The following is a 17,240-nucleotide window of genomic DNA, read 5'->3' as shown; positions in this document are numbered from 1 at the left end:
GGCTCAATTGTCCTTTGCGAGGGCATTCAGTTGCTGATCCTGCCACGCAGCGTACGTCTGCCCGATGCCTTCCACCAGCCAAGTGGTACGGCCATTGGCTGACCGGCCACAAACAACCGCTGCCGCGGCGCTAGGGCTGTTGAACGCATAGTCGTCGCTGAACGACAGGTGTCCATTGCCATCGGGCACCATCACGCCCTCGGCCAACAGGTGCCTGAACAGGCCTTGATAGCCGCCGTCGGCGCCTATCCAGTCAGATCGGGCCTTGGAACCCTTGAGCACGAAGAACTCGCCGTCGACTTCCTTGGCCAGCGCGCGGCCTTTGCTCTTGGGGATATCCAATACGAAGCGCGGTGACTGGGTGACCGGTTGTTCGGCCGGCACCGTGGCGAGGCTGGAAGGTTTGGTCAGCTCGCGCAGGAAGTCGAAGCCCAGTACCGGCAGCACGGTGCGGATCTGCTCCAGGAAATAACCCATGTCGGCCCGGTCGGACTCCGGCAGGCCCGCGTATTCGTGGGCAGTGCCGTTGGCCAGCAGGCAGCGGCCGGCGCTGGTGGCGATGCCGATCAGCTTGCTTTCCAGGTACTTCGCATGGGCCTTGGTGAGGTTCTGGTCCTTGCTGGTAACCAGGCAAACGCGCTCCCAGAAGTCCTTGCCGCCCTGCTCCTCCGGGCGGTTGTGCTGCTTGAGGCGCTGGGCGATGTCGTCGGACTCGCCCACGTACACCCGGGTGCGCAAGCTGTCGTCCGGGTCGGGGCCGATCAGGAAGTACACGCCGGTACGCGCGCACTCGGGGCGCTGCACCAGTTCGGCGAGTTTGCTGCGCGGGCCGGTCAGCACATGGCCGGTCCAGTTCATGATCTCGGCGGTGAGCAGGCCATTGGGCGTGCCGTCGACGAGGAACAGGCGGATGCTGCGGCCCAGGCTCATGCGGATTCCCTCAAGTCGATCTGGCCGGTGACGGCGGCGGTGATCAGGGCGGAGCGGCGTTCTTTTAGGAGCTCGATGCTGCGTTCGGTTTTACCGAATATCGAATCAAGGCGAACCGTCGCGCTATTCAACATGACTTCGATAGCATCCTGCTCCTCGCGTGGAGGTACAGGAACAAGCAATTCCTTGACTGTCGCAATAGAAACCTCATTAAACGTCGAACCTTGTTTGGCGAGCTGCCAGTAGCCATCGACAGACTTACTGCAGAGGTACGCAACGAGATAATTGCTCGATAGCTCAGACGAACAGTCGATCCTTGCAACGCCTCTAGAGAGATTCACTCCAGCAAGGTGCTGTGGCACAACGAAAGCCGCTCCAATCGATGCTCGAATACCCAAAATGACTTCCCCGCCTGTCAAGCAAGAACGAGGAAAGCTAGCCGCGATTTCTGGAGTAGTTTTTTGCAGGCTTTCGATATCGAAATCACCCGAAGACATATTGGTAGTCTGGACAAAAGGCACCCCTTCATTCAGCGCCTCCCCTGGCTGAACAATACCGTAAGAAATCGTCGAGCCCTCTTTAACAAGTAGCTTCAACGGTTTTACTCCCCAGTGCTCCGGCACCTCCCCCAACCACTCGACGCCGGAGTCTTTCATCTTCACGCTCGGGTCGAGACCCTTGGTGACGGCATGGGTGATCAGCGCCTGGCGCTTTTCGCGCAGCAGTTCGATAAAGCGGGTTTTCTTTTCAATCAGCGCATCGATACGGGCGGTTTCTCGGGCCATGTGCGCTGCGATTATCTGGCGCTCACTTTCTGGCGGGACAGGCAGGAACAAATCGATGATACGTTCAACTGCCAACCCAGGCTGAGCAGACGATATCGAGTACTGACCTAGGTTCATTGTGCGTAGCAACTCACCGAGCCAACGAACCGCAGTGGGTACATAAGGAGAAACAACTACTGCGTGCTCGGATGCCCAGAATCTACCGTCGGCATAGTTGATGTTCCCGCACAATGCTCCTTGTCGCCCAACAAGTGCGTGGACGCCATCATGTGTAAAAGAGGTGCAATAGCCGCGCAGACCATTCCCACCATAAACGGGATATGCACCTTCCTCTTCGATAGACTCGCTGGTGATGAAGTCCCCACTCTGTAACGATGCCAGCCACTTGAGTTTTCTAACCTGCCAATGCTCCGGCACCCGCCCCAACCACTCCACCCCAGAATCCTTGTAAGCCGGATAAGGCTTGTAATGGCTCATGCCGTCACCTCACCCAGCAACGCGGCAATCTCGGCTTCCACGGTCTTAAGATCGGCATCGATATCGGCCAGCGGACGCGGCGGCTGGTAGACGTAGAAGTAGCGATTGAAGTTGATCTCGTAGCCGACGATGCCGACCTGGCCGTCCTTCGCATCGGTCTTTCCGGTATCGATCCAGGCATCCGGCACATGGGGCACCACTTCGCGGACAAAGTAGGCGTCGATGGACTCATTCAGCGGCACGTTCTCGAACTCGCGCAGGTCGGAGTCGGCCTGCACATTGCCCTTGTCGTCCAGTACAGGCTGGGCTTCGGGGTCACGTTCGCCGAAGCAGGCCAGCACGGCCTTTTGCGCGCCTTTGGAGAGTTTCTTGATGCCCACCGCCTTGAGGAAGGCCGGCAGGTTGTCGAACTCCCCTTGCACGCCAGCAAAGGCCTCCACTTGATCGGCGCCCTTGGTGTCCTGATAGGCCGCCAGCTTCTCCGGGGTGACGGAGAAGCGCAGGCGCAGCGGGCGTTCGACGGTGATGCGGCGGTAGCCGAAATCGGTGGCGGCAAAGACCTTGCTGGCCGGGCCTTCCTCGAACGCCTCATGCAGCTTGGCGATCTCGGCGATCTGCTCATCCGACAGGTACTTGCGCTTGCTGCCCAGGCTCTTGCGCATGGGTGCGTGCAGCTCGGTGGCGTCGATCAGCTGCACCTTGCCCTTGCGTAGTGCGTCCTTGTGGCTGGACAGCACCCAGATGTAGGTGCCGATGCCGGTGTTGTAGAACAGGTCGTTAGGCAGGGCGATGATCGCCTCCAGCCAGTCGTTCTCCAGGATCCAACGACGGATTTCCGATTCGCCGGAGCCAGCGCCGCCGTTGAACAGCGGCGAGCCGGACAGGACGATGCCGATCCGCGTACCACCCAGTTCCGCCGGTTTGCGCTTGGACAGCAGGTGCATGAGGAACAAGAACGAACCGTCGCCCACACGCGGTAGGCCCGGACCGAAGCGACCCGCGAAACCCTGTTCACTGTGCTCTTTCTGGACCTGTTGCTGAACCTTCTCCCACTTGTCCCCAAAGGGAGGGTTGGCCAGGCAGTAATCGAACTGCTCATGGGGCAGAAGGTCGTTGGAAATGGAGTTGCCTAACTGGATGTTCTTGGTGTTATGCCCCTGGATCAGTTTGTCGGCCAGGCAGATTGCATAACTTTCCGGCTCAAGCTCCTGGGCATAGGGAATCAGGCGAGCGTTAGGATTCCACTCCTTGACTTGCTCAATGGCGGAAGACAAGAAGCCTCCCGTTCCCGCGGTGCAGTCATAGACAGTGCGGACTACTCCCTCGCCATTCAGCGCCTGGTGGTCGGGCGCGAACACCAGCGTGGTGGCCAAACGCACAACATCACGCGGGGTGAAGTACTGCCCCGCGGTGTCATTGGCGGACTCGGCAAACTTGCGGATCAAGTGTTCGAATACCAGCCCCATTTCATGGTTGCTGATGGTGTCCGGATGCAAATCAATGGCGGCAAACTTCTGCGTCACCAGGTACAGCAGGTTGGCCCTCTCCAGCTTTTCCAACCAGTTGTCGAAGGCGAAGTGATCAAATACCTGCCGGGCATTGGTGGAAAACCGGGCAATGTAATCCTCCAGGTTAGAACGGGTGCTGGTGGAGCCGACGTTGGCCAGGGAAAACTGCGAGGTGTTGTAGAACGAAGCTTTCGCCACAGCGGGAAGTATCAGATCGAGGTCCACCCCCGAATCCTTGATCGCCAGGTACTTGGCGCGCACGACATCCCGAGTCGGCTCCAGCACACACTCCATCCGCCGCAACAACGTAAACGGCAGGATGATGCGGCCATAAATGGATTGCTTGAAGTCGCCGCGCAGCACATCAGCTACGTTCCAGATGAAGTCGGCGAGGTTTTGCTGGTTCACGCGATTGTTCCTTCCAAGGGTGCAAGGAAGCACGTTGAAACGCGCCTCCTGCGGGATGTCTTGATCGATGGCGAACCTTAAACGCTTGAGCGGCTCCGGGCCAGCATCTACGGGAGCTACCGTACGGTCCCGGCGTCCGTGAGCCGAATAGCTGCTCCGTCATTTAGGGAATTGCCCTACACTGCCTCGGCGTTGCTGTCCTACAAGCCCTCTGCGTAGCGTTCCCGCTGCCACGGTTCGCCGTGGTCAGGAGTGGAATCCTGAAAGCGAGTACGACACGTAAGCCATATACAGAGGGCGATTGCCGAGTAGCATTCGCCGTCTCTCGGTCTATGGCGGACCGTGTGAGGTGGGCTATTGCCCTACCGGTTCGTACTCGCATCCGGCATTCCACCCTTGCACGGTCCGCCTCCCTATTTCGGATGTCTGGGCGGCGGCTTCTTGAATGCAGCAAGGAGCGACAGCATGAACATTTCCGATACCCCCTCGGCCGACGAAGGCCTGATTCCTTCCGTTTTCCATCGTTACAACCGTCGTCTGCGCGGGCTGCTGATCGAGCGGCAGGCGTGGTTTTCCGTGCGCGACCTGGCGCGGCTGACCAACAGCCACCTGGGCGAGCGGGTCATCCGCAAGCTGGACCCGGATCAGACGCGCCTCGAACGCCTGGCCGGTGCACGAGAAGACGAGCTGCTGGTCAGCGAGTGCGGGCTGTACACGCTGCTGATGGTGCACTTCTACCACCCGGAGAACCGCAGCCTGCGCCAGTGGCTGAGCAACGAGGTGATCCCGGCACTGCGTGATGCGCAGCAACACAATCCGCACCTGCCGCGGCGGCGAATGGAGCACGTTCAGGGGCAGCAACTGAGCGTGCTCGACTGGCAGGGCAAGCTGTGGGTGCGCTGGGGGGGATGCGGTGCGGATGCTGGAAAATGAGGTGCGTTCGGGGCGGTAAGTGCCGCTCTCGCAGGATGGGTGGAGGAACGCGAAACCCAGCTAGTCCAGGTGGTGGCAGCATGGATCTCGCTGCGCTCTGCCCATCCTTCGGCGGCGACCGCTTCTGTAGCGGCCTCTTCGCCGCACAATGCAAGCCGCATCACACCAACCGTCGACCCGCCCGCAGAGCACGCTCCCAGGCATGACAGGGATCAATGCCCAATATCCATATGCCACTAAATTGATATCTATTTGCCACTTAAGAGTACTTCCATGACTCTCCATCGGTTCCCGGTGCAGCTGCTGGTCGCCTCGCAGGACCCGGCGCAGGCCCGTCAGGTCCGTGCGTTGCTGGCCGCCTACGATCTCCCCTGTGCAGTGCTCGAAGGCCCCCGGGACTGTGCGCAGGCGCCGCTGTGCCGCTGGTTCAAGGACGCACCGCTGAGCGATGCGGCGAAGCTGCATGCGCTGCTGGCCGACGCCATCGGCGTGCTGGAACGCAGCCGTCATGCCTTCCGCTCGCGCGAGCTGGGGGAATTGCGGCGGCGGCTCAGCAGCGCGCTGGAGGAGTTGCCGGCGCCGCGCGCACTGGTGTAAAACTCTCCGACCCGCGTTCCGCTGCTGCGGAAGCTGGCTTTGCCGGGCAGGATGCCAAAGGCCTGCAAGACAAAGCGCCGTGTTTGTCGCCGTTGATTCGGCTGACGAGCCGGCGCTTTTTTCATGCCCGAACAAAAACCAGCTACCCGCAAGGAGCCAAGCATGGGCCTGGGACCGAAGCTCGATAGCGTGCTCGAGCGCATCGGCCTGTCGACGACGGAGATCGATCAGCGCCTGAGTTACCTGGAGTGGCGCGACGAGGACGCGCGCCACCTCAATGGCCGCGCCAGCGAGTTGGAGGGCTGCCACCAGCGCTTCATCGAGCAGCTCTACGATCACCTGCGCGACTACCCGCCGCTGGGCGCCATCCTCGCCGAGCCGGCGACGCTGTCGCGCCTGAAATGCAGCCAGCTCGAATACTACCGCCAGCTCTGGGACGCGCCGCAGGACGCCGACTACGTGCGCGACCGCCTGCGCATCGGGCTGGTGCACCAGCACGTCGGCGTCGAGCTGAAGTGGTACATGGGCGCCTACCGCCTGTACCTGGACCAGATGCTCGCCGACCTGATGGGCGACGCCCCGGAGGCGGCGACCTACGCCAGCCTGCTCAAGCGGGTATTCTTCGACATGTCCCTGGCCATCGACACCTACGGCTCCGCCCAGCGCCAGGCGCTGGAGGACAGCGAGGCGCGCTTCGCCCGGGCCCTGCGCGGAGCCAACGACGGCATCTGGGACTGGGACCTGGGCAACGACCGCCTCTACGTTTCCGACCGCTGGGCACGCATGCTCGGCCTGACCCGCGACAACCTGGGCGAGAGCAGCACCAGCTGGTTCGGCCGCGTGCACCCGGACGACCTGCCCAGCCTGCGCCAGGCCATCGACGCGCACCTGCGCGGCAGCAGCGCGCTGCTCAACCACGAATACCGCATCCGCCAACGCGACGGCGGCTACCTGTGGGTGCAGGCGCGCGGGGTGATCACCGACGGGCGCATGGCCGGCTCGCAGACCGACATCAGCCAGCGCAAGGCCAGCGAGCACCAACTCAACCACGCCGCGCGGCACGATCCGCTGACCGGCCTGGCCAACCGCCTGCGCCTGGACGAGCTGCTGCAACAGGCACTGATACGCCAGCGCCGCCCCGGCGCGCGCGAGTCCGGCCTGCTGTTCATCGACCTGGACCGCTTCAAGCTGATCAACGACAGCCTCGGCCACGCGGTCGGCGACCGGGTGCTGGTGGAAGTCGCCCAGCGCCTGCTGCGCTGCCTGCGTCCCGGCGATCACCTGGCGCGTTTCGGCGGCGACGAATTCGTGGTGCTGCTCGACGACCTGGCCAGCCTCAACGACGCCGAACAGGTCGCCCAGCGCATGCTCGATTACCTGCACCTGCCGCTGCACGTCGACGGCCGGACGCTGGTGGTCAGCGCCAGCATCGGCATCACCGGCCTGATCACCGACGGCCAGGCCTTCGACACGCTGCAGGCCGCGGACCTGGCGCTGTACCGTGCCAAGGAGGCCGGCAAGGCGCAGTACGCGCGCTTCAGCCTGGAGCTGCAGGCCCAGGCGCAGCGCCGTCTGGAACTGGAAAGCGCGCTGGCCCAGGCGCTGCGCAACGAGGAATTCAGCCTGCATTACCAGCCCATCGTGCGCCTGGACGGCGCCGAAACGCCCTGGGTCGCGGTGGAAGTGCTGCTGCGCTGGAACCACGACGGCGAGGCGGTATCGCCGCAGCAGTTCATTCCGGTGCTGGAGGAATCCGGGGAGATCGTCCGGGTCGGCGACTGGGTGCTGCGCCAGGCCTGCCGGCAGACGGCGCTCTGGCAGCGCGAGGGACGCCGCGACCTGTACTGCTCGGTGAACCTGTCGAGCCGCCAGCTGCAGCAGCCGGGATTCGCCGCGCGGATCCGGCAGATCCTCGCGGAAAGCGGCCTGGCGCCGTGCAGCCTGATGCTGGAGATCACCGAAAGCCTGCTGATGCAGGACGGCGCGGAAACCCTCGCCTGCCTGCGCGAACTGGCCGCCCAGGGCGTGCGCCTGGCGCTGGACGACTTCGGCACCGGCTATTCCTCGCTGGGCTACCTCAAGCGCTACCCGCTGCACATCCTCAAGGTCGACCGCAGCTTCATCACCCGCGTGCCGGATGACCAGGAGCTGAGCGCCATCTGCCGGGCGATCATCGGCCTCGGCCACAGCCTGGGGCTGGAGGTGGTGGCCGAGGGCGTCGAGCGCCAGGAGCACCTGGACTTCCTCCGCCGGGAGGGCTGCCGCTACGCCCAGGGCTTCCTGTTCAGCCGGCCGCAGGCGCCGGAGCAACTGTTCGGGAACGCTGCGGAGCAGCAGAAATGAAGCTGAACCTGCCGGTCAGCGGGCGACAGGTCGAGGTGCCGGCGAGCGCCAACATCCTGTCCACCACCGACCTGAAGGGTGCGGTGAGCCACGTCAATCCCGACTTCCTCGCCATCAGCGGTTTCAGCGCCGAGGAGCTGCTGGGCTTCAACCACAACCGCGTGCGCCACCCGGACATGCCGCCGGCCGCCTTCGCCCACCTGTGGCAGACGCTGAGGGCCGGGCGCAGCTGGATGGGGCTGGTGAAGAACCGCTGCAAGAACGGCGACCACTATTGGGTCAGCGCCTTCGTCACGCCGATCCGCCGCAACGGCCAGGTGGTGGAATACCAGTCGGTGCGCACGCGGCCCGGCACCGCGCAGATCGAGGCCGCCGAACGCCTGTACGCGCGCCTGCGGCAGGGCGCGGGCGTGGCCCGGCCGCGGCTGTCGCTGGTGGCCCAGTTGCTGATCGGACTCGGCCTGGCCCAGGGCATTGGCGCCTTGCTGGCACTGTTCGAGCCGCATCTGGCGCTGCTGGGCTTCCTGCTCTCGGCGGGACTGGCCGGCGGCGGCCTGCTGCTGCGTCTGCGCCCGCTCGACGCGCTGCTCAAGCGCGCCCGGCGCATCACCGACAACCCGTTGAGCCAACGCCTGTATTCGGGCCGCGACGACGAATTCGGCGAACTGGACTTCGCCATGCGCATGCTGGAGGCGGAAACCGCCGCCGTGGTCGGGCGCATGGCGGATGCCTCGCACCAGTTGGCCGAACACGCGGCGGCGCTGGCCGACGCCATGGCCGGCGGCAGCGCGGCCACGCAGTTGCAGCAGCGCGAGACCGAGCAGGTGGCCAACGCCATGCACGAACTCGCGCAAAGCGTGCAGGAGGTGGCGCGCCACGCACAGCACAGCGCCGTGGCCGCGCAATGCAGCGACCGCATCACCCAGTCCGGCCACGACGACGTGCGCAACACCCGCGGCCAGCTCGCCGAACTGGAAGCCGGCGTGCGCCTGGCCTGCGCCGCCGTCGAACAGCAGCAGGCGCACGGCGAGGCGATCTCGCGGATGCTGGAGGTGATCCGCGACGTGGCCGGGCAGACCAACCTGCTGGCGCTCAACGCCGCCATCGAAGCCGCGCGGGCCGGCGAGAGCGGACGCGGCTTCGCCGTGGTCGCCGACGAAGTGCGCGCCCTCGCCTCGCGGACCGAGGCTTCCGCGCGGGACATCCAGGCGCTGATCGGCAACCTGGAGCGCGGCGCCGAGGATTCGGTGCGCGCTCTGTGGCAGTGCTGCGAGCAGGCGGCGACCGGCCTGGAGCAGGCCGGCCAGGCCACCGGCACGCTGGAGCGGATCAGCGAGCAGGTGTCGGCGATCCAGCGCATGAGCCTGGAGATCGCCACCGCCATCGAGCAGCAGGGCGCGGCCAGCGAGGAGGTGCAGCGCAGCCTGCAGGCGATCCGCGGCTCGGCCGACAGCAATGCGGCCAACGCCGGCACCTGCCAGCGCAGTGCGGCGCGCATGGCGGAGCTGGCCGCCGAATTGCGCTTGCTGGCGGAGCATTTCTGGGAGAGCGGCCGCAGCGCCTAGCGGGGCAACGGAGGTGCTTTTCGTAGGAGCGAGCTTGCTCGCGAACCAGGCCCCGCGAGGTTTGTTCGCGAGCAAGCTCGCTCCTACAAGGTCATCCCCGCTGCAGGTCTCAACGTACGGTGGATAACGTTCGACGTTATCCACCGTTTGCCCTCGGCGTGCTCCGAGCCTGCCGGCCTCAGAGGAACCAGCGGTACTCCCGCGCGCTGACTTCGTTCATGAAGTCCAGGTGGTCGTGGCGCTTGTTCTCGCAGTAGACGAAGACGAACTCGCTGCCCAGGCCGTCCTTCACCACCGGATGGTCTTCCATGGCGGCGACGGCGCCGAGCATGTCGCGGGGGAAGTCGATGCCGCTGGTGCGGTCTTCGTTGAGCGGGGCGATGGGTTCGCGCCCGGCTTCCAGGCCGTGTTCCATGCCGGTGAGGATGGCCGCCAGCACCAGGTACGGGTTGGCGTCGGCGCCGGCCAGGCGGTGCTCGATGCGCAGGTTCCTGCCGTCGGATTCGGGGATGCGGATGCACGCATCGCGGTCCTCGAAGCCCCAGCTGGCCTTGCTCGCCGCGTTCACCCGCGAGCCGTAGCGGCGGTAGGCGTTGTGGTTGGCGGCGAAGATCGGCATGCAGTGCGGCAGCAGCTCCAGGCAACCGGCCACGGCGTGACGCAGGGCCTGCTGGTTGTCGCGCTCCAGCAGGTTGTTGCCGTCGCGGTCGTAGAGGCTGACGTGCACGTGCATGCCGCTACCCGGCGCGTGCAGGTAGGGCTTGCTCATGAAGCTGGCGCGGTAGCCGTGCTTGAGCGCCACGCCACGGGTGGCGCGGGTGAACAGCGCGGCCTGGTCGGCGGCGTGCAGGCCGTCGTCGCAGTGGGCGAAGTTGATCTCGAACTGGCCCGGGCCGATCTCGGCGGTGATCACGTTGGCGTCCACGCCCTGCTCGCGGGAAGCCTCGACGATTTCATGGAGCACGTCGGAGAAGCGCGACAGGCGCTCGATGTGCATGTTCGGCTGGTCGTCCTCGTCGTCGCACAGCGGGTCGCGCGGGTACTGCGGCAGGCCGGCGTCGAGCTTCTTGTCGAACAGGTAGAACTCCAGCTCGAAGGCCACCACCGGGCGGATGCCCTTGGACTCCAGGCGCTGCATGACCCGGGCGAGCACTTCGCGCGGCTCGAATTCGATGGGCGCCGCGGTGCCGTCGGAGCTGATCAGCATCTGCCCGAGCGGCTGGTTCTCCCAGCGCACCGGCTTGAGCGAGCCGGGGATCAGGCGGCGCGGCGCGTCCGGGTCGCCGTCGTTGAAACAGTAGTCGCCGATCGGGTGCAGGCCGCCCTGCACGCCCAGCAGCACGCAGTTCTGCGGCAGTTTCAGCGGGCTGCCGGCGGCGACTTTTTCCAGCATGTCGACGGGGTAGCGCTTGCCGTAGAACTGGCCGGGGATGTCCAGGCAGATCAGGTCGACGTAGCGGATGTCCGGGTATTGCTGGCGGAAGGCGCGGACTTCGCTGAGCAGGTCGGGGTAGGTCGGGCGGTTCATGGTGCTTGGGGCCTTTTTTATGGACGGGCGGCGCCGGATCGCTTTCCCAAGCCAACCCTGGCGGGCTGGCTTGGGAAATTCAGGTGAAGATCCAGAGCACCCGCGTGGGTTTGTCGGTGAGGTTGCCGTAGCGGAACTGGCTGTGCGGCGGCAGCTGGAAACTGTCGTTGGCGTGCAGGGTGACGGTGTCGTCCTCGTACCAGAGGGTCAGCTCGCCTTCGAGGACAAAGCCGCCCTGCTCCGAGCTGTCGTTCAGGTGCCCTTCGCCGCTGGTGGCGCCGGGGGCGAGGATGCTGTCGAGCATCGAGAAGCCGCCGGACATGTTCGGCGAGGCGAGGATGTCGGTGATGCCGCCGGCGTAGTACAGGGTGCGGCGGTCGGCCGGGCGGGTGACCCAGTCGAGCTCGCGGCGGGTTTCGCCGGCGTAGAAGTAGGTGGTCGGCACGCCGAGGGCTTCGCTGATGGCGGTGAGGTCGGCCACGGTCGGCTGCGACAGGCCGCGCTCGACCTGGGAGAGGAAGCCCACCGAGCGGCCGATCTGTTCGGCCAGCGCGCCCAGGGTGAGGTTCTTGTGCTTGCGCAGGTCGCGGATCAGCGTGGCGAGGTGTTCGTTGGCGGCCGTCTGGTTCATGGGGGAAGTCCGATTCAGAAAAAGTCGCGCAATCGATACCAGGCCTTGCCGACGGCTTCCAGTGGCGCGGCGAAACGCTGCCCACCGGGGAACCCGGGATTGCGGATGCGTTGATAGAGCTCCAGCTCGTCGCCGCGGCCCAGCATCGCCTCGCTCACCGCGCGGGCGGCGGCCAGGCTCGGCAGCACGCCGTGGCCGGAATAGCCCTGCAGCCAGTAGAGGTCGCCGCGCCGGCCGATGTCCGGGGTGCGGCGCATGCTGCAGTCGATGTGGCCGCCCCAGGCGTATTCCAGCTCCACGCCCTTGAGCTGCGGGAACACCCGCTCGACGTAGGGCCGCGTGGCGGCGCGGATGTCGCTGGGCATGCCGCCCAGGTAGGTGCAGCCGCCGCCGAACAGCAGGCGGTGGTCGGGGGTCAGGCGGAAGTAGTCGAGGACGAACTGGTTGTCGGTGACGCAGCAGTTCTTCGGCAGTAGCGAGCGGGCCAGTTCCTCGCCCAGCGGCGCGGTGGCCACCTGGTAGGTGCCCACCGGCAGGATGCGCTCGGAGACGCCGCGGTCGAGCCCGTCGATATAGGCGTTGCAGGCCAGCACCAGGGAGGCGCAGCGCACGCTGCCCCGCTCTCCATTGGAAAGCTCGGTCGTGACGTCGTAGCCATTGCCGCTCTCGCGGAAGCTCAGCGCGCGGGTCTGCTCGAAGATGCGGCCGCCGGCGCGCTCGAAGGCGCCCGCCAGGCCGTAGGCCAGCTTGAGCGGATTCAGGTGGGCGGAATGGGGGTCGTAGAGGCCGGCCTGGTAGCGGTCGCTGGCGATCCACAGCGGCAGCTCCTCGCGCGGCACGAAACGCAGGCCCTCGTAGCCCCAGCGGCGGTTGGCCTCGGCCTGCCAGTCGTAGAGCATGCCGACGCGGCGCGGCAGCACGGCGGTCCACAGGTGGCCGACGCGGTAGTCGCAGTCGAAGCCGTGGCGTTGCGGCAGCTCGCGCAGTTCGCCGGCGGCCCGGAGCATGCCCTGCCAGAGGCGCAGCGCGCCTTCGTGGCCGAGGTCGGCCTCGATCGGGCCCAGGTCGCTGGACCAGCCCGGCAGCGCCTGCCCGCCATTGCGCCCGGACGCGGCCCAGGCGATGCGGCTGGCTTCGATCACGCAGACCTGGCGCCCGCCTTCGGCGAGCTGCAGGGCCGTGTGCAGGCCGCTGAAACCGGCGCCGATCACCAGCACTTCGCACTCCAGCGGCTCGCGTAGCGCATCGCGCGGCTGGATCAGCTCGGGGTTGGCACCGGCGTAGTAGGTGCCGACCGGCTCGGTCGAACGCAAGAACATGGCCACCTCATGAAATTGTTCTGATTGTTTTTCATGAAAAATACCAGAACAAATTTCATAAGGCTAGCCCGCCGCATCCCCTGCCGACGGGAAGCGGCGGTGGCACTCAGGACGACAGCACGGCGGCGCCGGACGGCTCGTCGCGTTTCTGCCGCAGGCTGACGGCGATCACCAGCGCCAGCAGGACACCGGCGAGGATCGCCGAGGAGCCGACGGTGCCGAAGTCCAGGCCGCCCTTCGCGTGGGACTTGGTGAGGAAGTCGCCGAGGGTGGCGCCGAACGGCCGGGTGAGGACGAAGGCGATCCAGAACAGCAGCACCGAGGAGATGCGGGTGAAGTAATGCAGCAGCACCACCACGGCGATCAGGCTGCCGATCAGCAGCGCGCCGCCGGCGAAGCCCAGGCCCGAGTCGTCGGCGAGGAAGTCGCCCAGCGCGGTGCCCAGGGTGTTGGAGAAGAGGATCGCGATCCAGTAGAACATCTCGCCCTTGAAGCTGTGGATGTTGTCCACCGACAGCGAGGTGCCGCTAAAGCGCCAGGCCGCGAAGATCGCCACCAGGATGCTCACCAGGATCGCCGAACCGGTGGCGTAGCCCAGGTCCAGGGTGCGGTCCATGAAGTCCGACATGGTGGTGCCGGCGGTGCTGGTGGAGAGGATCACCAGCCAGTACAGCCAGGGGGTGTAGCGCTTGCTGGCGAGCTGGCCGACCAGGGTGACGAGGAACAGGCTGATGAGGATCAGCGAGCTGATCGCATAGCCGACGTCTAGGGTCATCGACAGCAGGTCGCCGGCGGTTTCCCCCAGGGTGGTGGCGCAGATTTTCATCACCCAGAAGGCCAGGGTGATCTGTGGCAGTTTGTTCACGGGTAACTCTCCGGAAATGAGCGGGATACGAACAGGTCGCAGCACCCCGGAGTTCTGTGGTCTCCCCCAAGGCCCCTGGTGCGTGGCGGTGAAGACTGAAGGCGGCGCGGTGAAGAAAGGGTCAAGCCGGTATGAAAAAACCATCGGCGGCAAAAAGGCGCGTCCGCCCGGCGGATGACAGATCACCTCCAGTTGCTATGGTTTCAGGTTGGGGGCGCTGCGCCCGGGACCGTTTGGATTGCGCGCGACAGGCCGGCGCAAGGGGATAGGGATGAATCAGATGATCAAACCGCAACCGTACTGCAAGAACTGCCGGCTGGCGCCGCCGACCCTGAGCGACGACAAGATCGAGGAGCTGGAGGCGATCATCAAGCCCGGTCACCTACTGCACAAGGGTGACTTCGTGTTCCGCCAGGGCGACCCGTTCCACAGCGTCTACCTGGTCCGCTCCGGTTCGCTCAAGACCTTCACCACCAACGAGCAGGGCCTGGAGAAGATCACCGGATTCTATTTCGCCACCGAGATCTTCGGTTTCTCCGGCATGGGCGAAGGCAGCTACCCGGTGTCGGCGCAGGCGCTGGAAAGCACGCTGTGCAGCGAGATTCCCTTCAACCAGCTGGAAAGCCTGTCGATCCAGATTCCCGGCCTGTCGCACCAGATCATGCTGATGATGAGCCGCAAGATCCGCGAGGATCAGCAGATGAAGCTGCTGCTTTCGCGGCTGAATTCCGACTCGCGCATCGCCACCTTCCTGCTCAACCTTTCCGCGCACTTCCGCGAACGCGGCTTCTCCGCCACGCGCTTCCGCCTGAGCATGTCGCGCAACGAGATCGGCGATTACCTGGGGCTGGCGGTGGAAACCGTGTCGCGCAGCTTCACCCGCCTGCAGAAGCACGGGTTGGTGCGGGTGGCGGGACGGGAGACGGAGATCGTCGATTTCACCGAGCTGTGCGCGCTGGCCGGTGGTGAAGTCGAGCTTTGAATTGCAGCCCTTGAAAGGCTTCGCGGGCATGGTTCTCCTACAGCTGAGCTCCTACGGGAGCAGGCCGGTGCGTGCGGAACTGGCTTTCGTAGGAACGGAGCTTCTCCGCGATCACCGCGATAGCGGGGCAATGCCTGACCACCGGCCTGGCGGCCGGATCGCGGACAAGGTCCGCTCCTACGGGAGCCGGCCCTGTCCGCGTGGTTAGCGGGCATCACGTCCCGATCACACCCCCATCATCCTTGGTGATCACCAGCGTCGTGGAGCGCGGGATGCTCTTGCCGTCGCTGGCAGGGAAGCTGATGCCCGGGTGCTGGATGTTCACCCACAGCGTCCTGCCGTCCGGGGTCTGGGTGATGCCGGTCAGCTCGCAGCCGCGCGGGCCGACCAGGAAGCGCCGCACCTCGCGGCTGTGCGGGTCGGCGCAGAGCAGCTGGTTGCAGCCCATGGGCTGCATGGGTTGCTCGGCGTCGTCGTAGTCGGTCTCGATCCACAGGCGGCCGGCGGTGTCGAAGTACAGGCCGTCCGGCGAGGAGAAGATGTCGCCGTTGATGCTGCCGACCAGGTTCTCCGGCGCGCCGGAGCCCTTCTGCTCGCCGGCCAGCAGGAAGATGTCCCACTGGAAGGTGGTGGCGGTCGGGTCGCCGCCGGCTTCGTTCCAGCGCAGGATCTGCCCGTGGAGGTTTTCCTTGCGCGGGTTGGCGGCGTTCAGCGGCTGCTTCTTGCCGCGCGAATCGTTGTTGGTGAGGCTGACGTAGACCTCGCGGGTGCTCTGCTGCACCGCGACCCACTCGGGTCGATCCATGGGCGTGGCGCCGAGCTTGTCGGCGGCGGCGCGGGCGTTGACCAGCACCTCGGCCTGGCTGGCGAAGCCGTTCTCGGCGGTCAGGCCGTTCTGCCCGTGCACCAGTGGCAGCCAGCGGCCGCTGCCATCGTCGCTGAACTGGGCGACGTAGAGGACGCCTTCGTCCAGCAGGTCGCGGTTGGCGGCGCGGTCGTCGGGGTTGAACCTGCCGGCCGGGACGAACTTGTAGATGTACTCGCCCTTGGTGTCGTCGCCGTAGTAGAAGGCCATGCGCTTGTCCGCGCCCAGCGACAGGGTCGAGCACTCGCGGCAGAAGCGGCCGACGGCGGTACGCTTCTTCGGCGTCGACTGCGGGTCGAACGGGTCGATCTCCACCACCCAGCCGAAGCGGTTCGGCTCGTTGACGTGGCCGCCGTGGGGCTGGCCGGCCCTGGGCGTGGCGTCGAAGCGCTCGTCCACCGCTTCCCAGGCGTAGTAATTGCTGAACTGGCCGTTGGACAGGCCGTAGCGCTTGTGTGAAACACGCTTGGCGTAGTCGTCCTTGTCGCGGTTGACGAAGTACTGGTGCCAGTTCTCCTCGCAGGCGAGGTAGGTGCCCCAGGGCGTGACGCCCATGGAGCAGTTGTTCAGGGTGCCGAGCACCTGTTTCGCCTCGGGGTCGCTGGCGGTACGCAGCAGGTCGTTGCCGGCCAGCGGGCCTGCCAGGTCCAGCGGCGAGCTGCCGGTGATGCGACGGTTGTAGGTCGAACCCTCGACGCGCTGCCACTGGCCGCTGGCGTCCTTCTTCACCTCGATCACGCTCAGGCCGTGGGCGGCGATCTCCTTGCGCACCTCGGCTTCCGGGCGGCCGCGGCTGCCGTCCGGGCGGTCCTCGAAGGTCTGCCCCTTGGGGTGCAGCGTCGGGTTGATGTACTCGTGGTTGACCACCAGCAGGCCGTGGCTGTCCGGCGCGTCCGGGAAGGGGAAGTAGTGCATGCCGTCGTGGTTGTCGCCGGCCTGCAGCTCCTGGGCCTTCCAGTCCTCGCTGGCGTCGCCCTTCCAGGCCGGCGAGCCGGTCACCACGGCATCGCCCCAGGAGAAGAACGGCCGGGCGCTGTAGCCCTCGGCGACGATCACGCGGTCGAACTTCGGGTCCTGCTGCACCGGCACGCCCTTGAAGCCGAGCAGCGTGGTGGGCACCGGGGCCTCGGCGGCGAACAGTTGGCGGCCGGGGAACAGGCCACCGCCGAGGAAGCCGACCGCGCCGAGCACCAGGCTGTTCTTCAGCAGGCGGCGGCGCGAGGCGTCGATCAGTTCGCTCATCGGCACGTTGCCGGACGGGTTGATCGTCCGGTCATCGAAGCCGGCCAGTCGGTCGTGGAAATCCTGGAAACGTTCGCTCATCACGGGGTTCCTTCCGCACGGCCGTCGACGCGACGGCCCGGGTTGCCAATAAAGGATATTCGCGGAAGGTTAGGAACGCGGTGTTACGTCGGCATGACAGCGCCGCCGGCCCCGTTGCGGGGCCGGCGGCGGGAATAAAAGCCGCCCCACAGGACCAAGACGACGTCCGGAGGCGGGCGCG

The 17,240-nt window shown here is 65.7% G+C and carries 13 protein-coding genes; 5 read left to right on the top strand and 8 right to left on the bottom strand.

The genetic code is table 11. The annotated features are described in order from the left end of the window. Nucleotides 1-3 precede the first annotated feature (3 nt). The 3 genes from AC3B6A_RS02600 to AC3B6A_RS02590 are packed head-to-tail and all read right to left on the bottom strand — an operon-like array spanning nucleotide 4 to nucleotide 4,108. Nucleotides 4-930 carry a GIY-YIG nuclease family protein gene (locus AC3B6A_RS02600; protein ID WP_488400796.1) on the bottom strand — a complete coding sequence of 309 codons (927 nt, stop codon included), beginning with the start codon at nucleotides 928-930 and terminating at the stop codon, nucleotides 4-6. Then, entirely contained in the window at nucleotides 927-2,192 is a 1,266-nt protein-coding gene (locus tag AC3B6A_RS02595) for a restriction endonuclease subunit S (protein WP_488400795.1), read from the bottom strand. The genes AC3B6A_RS02600 and AC3B6A_RS02595 overlap by 4 nt, the downstream gene beginning before the upstream one ends. Further along, complete coding sequence (locus tag AC3B6A_RS02590; protein ID WP_488400794.1) at nucleotides 2,189-4,108, bottom strand: type I restriction-modification system subunit M; 1,920 nt, start codon at nucleotides 4,106-4,108, stop codon at nucleotides 2,189-2,191. The genes AC3B6A_RS02595 and AC3B6A_RS02590 overlap by 4 nt, the downstream gene beginning before the upstream one ends. 465 nt (nucleotides 4,109-4,573) lie before the next feature. Between AC3B6A_RS02590 and AC3B6A_RS02585 the strand changes: the two genes are divergently transcribed. From AC3B6A_RS02585 to AC3B6A_RS02570, 4 genes are all read left to right on the top strand, one after another. Next, entirely contained in the window at nucleotides 4,574-5,041 is a 468-nt protein-coding gene (locus AC3B6A_RS02585; RefSeq protein WP_488400793.1) for a BRO-N domain-containing protein, read from the top strand. Between the two features lie 273 nt (nucleotides 5,042-5,314). Beyond that, nucleotides 5,315-5,638 (top strand): hypothetical protein, encoded by a 324-nt coding sequence (locus AC3B6A_RS02580; RefSeq protein ID WP_488400792.1) that lies wholly within the window; start codon nucleotides 5,315-5,317, stop codon nucleotides 5,636-5,638. A gap of 162 nt (nucleotides 5,639-5,800) precedes the next feature. Continuing rightward, nucleotides 5,801-7,981, top strand: a complete 2,181-nt coding sequence (locus tag AC3B6A_RS02575; RefSeq protein WP_488400791.1) for a putative bifunctional diguanylate cyclase/phosphodiesterase — start codon at nucleotides 5,801-5,803, stop codon at nucleotides 7,979-7,981. After that, nucleotides 7,978-9,546, top strand: a complete 1,569-nt coding sequence (locus AC3B6A_RS02570; RefSeq protein WP_488400790.1) for a methyl-accepting chemotaxis protein — start codon at nucleotides 7,978-7,980, stop codon at nucleotides 9,544-9,546. The genes AC3B6A_RS02575 and AC3B6A_RS02570 overlap by 4 nt, the downstream gene beginning before the upstream one ends. Before the next feature lie 178 nt (nucleotides 9,547-9,724). Here AC3B6A_RS02570 and AC3B6A_RS02565 read toward each other — a convergent pair whose 3' ends face one another. The 4 genes from AC3B6A_RS02565 to AC3B6A_RS02550 all read right to left on the bottom strand — a co-directional run bounded on the left by AC3B6A_RS02565 (nucleotide 9,725) and on the right by AC3B6A_RS02550 (nucleotide 13,889). Continuing rightward, nucleotides 9,725-11,074 carry a glutamine synthetase family protein gene (locus tag AC3B6A_RS02565; RefSeq protein ID WP_488400789.1) on the bottom strand — a complete coding sequence of 450 codons (1,350 nt, stop codon included), beginning with the start codon at nucleotides 11,072-11,074 and terminating at the stop codon, nucleotides 9,725-9,727. A 79-nt stretch (nucleotides 11,075-11,153) separates the two neighbouring features. Continuing rightward, nucleotides 11,154-11,705 (bottom strand): helix-turn-helix domain-containing protein, encoded by a 552-nt coding sequence (locus AC3B6A_RS02560; protein WP_488400788.1) that lies wholly within the window; start codon nucleotides 11,703-11,705, stop codon nucleotides 11,154-11,156. 14 nt (nucleotides 11,706-11,719) lie between these two features. Further along, a complete protein-coding gene (locus tag AC3B6A_RS02555; protein ID WP_488400787.1) occupies nucleotides 11,720-13,024 on the bottom strand; it encodes an NAD(P)/FAD-dependent oxidoreductase in 1,305 nt (434 codons plus the stop codon). Between the two features lie 106 nt (nucleotides 13,025-13,130). Then, nucleotides 13,131-13,889: a COG4705 family protein gene (locus AC3B6A_RS02550; protein WP_488400786.1), complete on the bottom strand. Its 759-nt coding sequence runs from the start codon at nucleotides 13,887-13,889 to the stop codon at nucleotides 13,131-13,133. A gap of 280 nt (nucleotides 13,890-14,169) precedes the next feature. On the opposite strand from AC3B6A_RS02550, the gene fnr reads away from it, so the two are divergent. Further along, nucleotides 14,170-14,871, top strand: coding sequence for a fumarate/nitrate reduction transcriptional regulator Fnr (fnr, locus tag AC3B6A_RS02545; RefSeq protein ID WP_488400785.1), 702 nt, complete (start codon nucleotides 14,170-14,172; stop codon nucleotides 14,869-14,871). 214 nt (nucleotides 14,872-15,085) lie between these two features. Here fnr and AC3B6A_RS02540 read toward each other — a convergent pair whose 3' ends face one another. Beyond that, nucleotides 15,086-17,059 carry a PhoX family protein gene (locus AC3B6A_RS02540; RefSeq protein WP_488400784.1) on the bottom strand — a complete coding sequence of 658 codons (1,974 nt, stop codon included), beginning with the start codon at nucleotides 17,057-17,059 and terminating at the stop codon, nucleotides 15,086-15,088. Nucleotides 17,060-17,240 lie beyond the last annotated feature (181 nt).

The organism is Pseudomonas sp. B12(2026), assembly GCF_057767015.1.
This window is presented reverse-complemented; position numbering and strand designations above follow the sequence as displayed.

Excerpts from the sequence above, each read along its gene's own strand:
- AC3B6A_RS02570 (WP_488400790.1), top strand. The coding sequence starts at position 7,978 with ATGAAGCTGAACCTGCCGGTCAGCGGGCGACAGGTCGAGGTGCCGGCG.
- AC3B6A_RS02595 (WP_488400795.1), bottom strand. The coding sequence starts at position 2,192 with ATGAGCCATTACAAGCCTTATCCGGCTTACAAGGATTCTGGGGTGGAG.
- AC3B6A_RS02580 (WP_488400792.1), top strand. The coding sequence starts at position 5,315 with ATGACTCTCCATCGGTTCCCGGTGCAGCTGCTGGTCGCCTCGCAGGAC.
- AC3B6A_RS02600 (WP_488400796.1), bottom strand. The coding sequence starts at position 930 with ATGAGCCTGGGCCGCAGCATCCGCCTGTTCCTCGTCGACGGCACGCCC.
- fnr (WP_488400785.1), top strand. The coding sequence starts at position 14,170 with ATGATCAAACCGCAACCGTACTGCAAGAACTGCCGGCTGGCGCCGCCG.
- AC3B6A_RS02540 (WP_488400784.1), bottom strand. The coding sequence starts at position 17,059 with ATGAGCGAACGTTTCCAGGATTTCCACGACCGACTGGCCGGCTTCGAT.
- AC3B6A_RS02555 (WP_488400787.1), bottom strand. The coding sequence starts at position 13,024 with ATGTTCTTGCGTTCGACCGAGCCGGTCGGCACCTACTACGCCGGTGCC.
- AC3B6A_RS02585 (WP_488400793.1), top strand. The coding sequence starts at position 4,574 with ATGAACATTTCCGATACCCCCTCGGCCGACGAAGGCCTGATTCCTTCC.
- AC3B6A_RS02565 (WP_488400789.1), bottom strand. The coding sequence starts at position 11,074 with ATGAACCGCCCGACCTACCCCGACCTGCTCAGCGAAGTCCGCGCCTTC.
- AC3B6A_RS02560 (WP_488400788.1), bottom strand. The coding sequence starts at position 11,705 with ATGAACCAGACGGCCGCCAACGAACACCTCGCCACGCTGATCCGCGAC.
- AC3B6A_RS02575 (WP_488400791.1), top strand. The coding sequence starts at position 5,801 with ATGGGCCTGGGACCGAAGCTCGATAGCGTGCTCGAGCGCATCGGCCTG.